General features: G+C 50.3%; 1 protein-coding gene. It reads right to left on the bottom strand.

Annotated elements, in window-relative coordinates; genetic code table 11:
• Positions 1 to 291 precede the first annotated feature (291 nt).
• Positions 292 to 776, bottom strand: a 485-nt coding sequence (locus B3F49_RS00020; protein WP_293908435.1) for a DUF2179 domain-containing protein, incomplete at its 5' end; no start/stop codon positions are given.

Genomic DNA, 776 nt, shown 5'->3' on the forward strand with positions numbered 1-776 from the left:
CTGAAGAAACCTCGCCTTGAGCAGGGCAAGGAGTGTTGTCTGTTGCTCATTTGACAATGTGGCATGGGTTGTATTCATACACTGCCTCCTCGCTTTTTACGGCTTCCATGGTACTTATATCCTAGTTTTTTACTCAAGATACTCACCAAGTACTGAAGCGTGTTCGTAATCGTATTGAGGTTCCCCAGATCTCCCGCTTTCTTGGAAAGTTTGCATGTGAGGACGTATTCATCCCGGCAGCCAGCTGACACCAAGCAATGGTTCAAGTCCCCTGCTTTGCCGTAAGCGTTCCTATTTTCTGGAAATGTATCCACCACTGATGATCTTGGAGTCGTTGACTACGACAACGGCCCCGGGCAACATGGTGTTTACAAGGTTTACCGCCTCTGCAATACGCTTGCGTTTGAGATGCAGCATCAAAATGTCACGGTTGCCGTTGCGGCCCGTACCCTTTACGACAGTCACCGCAAAGTTGTCCTTGCGAAGGGTGTCCGCCAGCTCAACACTCGACGGCCCTTCAGGCACGATGACTTGGATCGAACTGAGGCCGAAGGCAAGCTTGTCCTCGAACCACGAGCCCATGTAATTGCCGACGGCAAAAGCAAGAGCAAAAACAATCATCCTCATGGGGTCTTCCTGGAACCCATCCAGAACAGTCCCGGTTATCAAGAGCCATAAGCCGCTATCGAAAAAAGCAACTATGGTTCCCTTGACCCGTTCTCCCCGGTTGATGAGAACCATGCGGATCGTAGACACCGTTACTTCCAATATTTTCC

Source organism: Sphaerochaeta sp. UBA5836 (genome assembly GCF_002432845.1).
Taxonomy (GTDB): domain Bacteria; phylum Spirochaetota; class Spirochaetia; order Sphaerochaetales; family Sphaerochaetaceae; genus Sphaerochaeta.